This window comes from Stenotrophomonas sp. 05L44_2, assembly GCF_056665995.1.
The window spans coordinates 1-2187 of the sequence record NZ_JBFTNR010000821.1 but is presented as its reverse complement, the minus strand read 5'-3'; the positions used below and the strand labels follow the sequence as shown (position 1 = coordinate 2187).

At 65.0% G+C, this 2187-nt stretch carries 2 protein-coding genes and 1 pseudogene; 1 reads left to right on the top strand and 2 read right to left on the bottom strand.

Annotated elements, in window-relative coordinates; translation table 11 throughout:
- A pseudogene (locus AC1VAN_RS20995) lies at nt 1-509 on the bottom strand (DEAD/DEAH box helicase); the annotation flags it as partial.
- Between the two features lie 87 nt (nt 510-596).
- Nucleotides 597-1550, bottom strand: a complete 954-nt coding sequence (locus tag AC1VAN_RS20990; RefSeq protein WP_480986656.1) for a M23 family metallopeptidase — start codon at nt 1548-1550, stop codon at nt 597-599.
- 12 nt (nt 1551-1562) lie between these two features.
- Here AC1VAN_RS20990 and AC1VAN_RS20985 point away from each other — a divergent pair, with 12 nt between their 5' ends.
- On the top strand, nt 1563-2012 hold the full coding sequence (locus AC1VAN_RS20985; protein WP_025876573.1) for a DciA family protein: 450 nt from the start codon (nt 1563-1565) through the stop codon (nt 2010-2012).
- Nucleotides 2013-2187: the final 175 nt, after the last annotated feature.

The following is a 2187-nucleotide window of genomic DNA, read 5'->3' as shown; positions in this document are numbered from 1 at the left end:
GCCTTGGACAGCGCCATGTTGTCGCGCAGGTAGTCGAAACCGAATTCGTTGTTGGTGCCGTAGGTGATGTCCGAACCATAGGCTTCGCGCTTGTCGCTGTGCGGCATGCCCGGGTAGACCACGCCCACGCTCAGGCCCAGCCAGTTGTACAGCTTGCCCATCTGCGCGGCATCGCGSYGGGCCAGGTAGTCGTTCACGGTSACCACGTGCACGCCCTTGCCTTCCAGCGCGTTGAGGTACACCGGCAGGGTCGCCACCAGGGTCTTGCCTTCACCGGTGCGCATTTCTGCGATCTTGCCCAGGTGAAGCACCATGCCGCCGATCAGCTGCACGTCGTAGTGGCGCATGCCCAGCACGCGGCGACCGGCCTCGCGGCAGACCGCGAACGCTTCGGGCAACACCTTGTCCAGGGCTTCACCACCGGCGATGCGCTGCTTGAATTCCGGCGTCTTGGCCTGCAGCTGCTCGTCGGAAAGCTTCTCGATCTCCGGCTCCAGCGCATTGATCCGCTGGCCGGCAATCCGCGATGTTGCCGAAGATCATGAGGTTGCCGGCCAGCGGCCGGCACTACCGCCCCCGGAGTACGGGGGCCCGATTCAACCGCGGGTGATGCGCCCGACCGGGGTATTGCCGCCATCGCCGAGGAACTTGCGCGGGTTGACCACGTTGCCGTTCTCCCACACCTCGAAGTGCACGTGGGCGCCGGTCGAACGACCGGTGGAACCGGCCTTGGCCACTTCCTGGCCGGCACGGACGAGGTCGCCGACCTTCACCACCAGGCGCGAATTGTGCGCGTAGCGGGTGACGTAGCCGTTGCCGTGGTCCACATCGACCACGTTGCCGTAGCCGCCCTTGACCCCGGAGAAGCTGACCACGCCGTCGGCCACCGACATCACCGGGTCACCGACGCGGGCGTGGAAGTCCATGCCCTTGTGGGTGGCGRCACCGCGACCGAACGGGTCGGCACGGGTACCGAAGCCGGACGTGACGTAGCTGTTGCGGATCGGCATGCGCGAAGGCACGGCGTTCTGCTGCAGCTGGTGGTCGAACATCAGCGATTCCATCACCGACAACTGGCGGCCTGAAGCAGCGAAGCGCTGCTCCAGCACCTGTAAGTCGGCGTTGACGTCCTTCACCGGGATGTCGGCGGTCGGGCCGCCGGCATCGCCGTCACCGAGGCCGGGGGTCTCGTTGAAATCGAATTCGCCGTCTTCCAGCTTGCCCATCTGGGTCAGTCGCTCGCCCAGGGCGTTCAGGCGGGTGGCCTGCGCCTGCAGCTCGCCGAGGCGGGCAGCCAGCGCGTTGACCTGGGTCTGCGCATCACGCTGGACCTTGGCCAGTTCGGCCTCCTGGCGGTCGACCTTGGCCTGCAGGCGCGAGTCATTGAGCGCGCTGACGCCAATTCCACCGGCAAGGCCGATAATGCAACCTGCGCCGAGCACGCTGCCCAGCAGGGCTCGGGGGCGGTCCTCGAAGTAGAACCGCAAACGCGTGAGCGCCGATTTGGCCTGTCCTTCACGCGTTTTGATTACGATCTTTTTGAATGCCATCAGTGAGTTTTCATGTCTGAGCCGAAATCCAGCGTTCGTCCCGCATCCCGACCGAAACCGGCCCTGGATGCAGTGATGGCGGACAAAAGCGGGAACCCGCTGCGGCGTGCCCTATGGCTCGACGCGCTGGACCGTCAGTTGCGCCCCCAGTTGCCGCCACCTCTGCGCAGCCGTTGCCGGCTGGCCAATGTGGACGGGGAACACCTCGTTTTTCTCGTCGAGTCCCCGGTCTGGCATGCCAAGTTGCGGCTTGCCGAAGCCCAGTTGCTCGACGCGGCCCGGTCCATCGGGCTGAAGGCCACCAAGGTGACCGTCAAGACTGCGTCTCCCACTCCCACGCGCTCCCCAGCGCTCGACAACCGGAATGGACCCCACGCAGTTTCAGCCGCCACGCACAAAGGGCTACGCGACGCCTTGGCAGCTCTGCAGGACCTTCCTTCGAAACCGAAGCGGGAAACCTGAAAGCAGCGGAGCGTCCTGCTCCACTCCCCGTCGCGCGTGTCACCGCAGCGTGAAACATTTCGGGGGCCGGGTCGCATCCTAGCTGGCCGCGGTGGGCCAGTCGTTAGATTGTTGTTAAAACAACGTTAAATTCAGGCTTCGGATCCAACAGGTTCACAAAACCGTGACCTCGGCC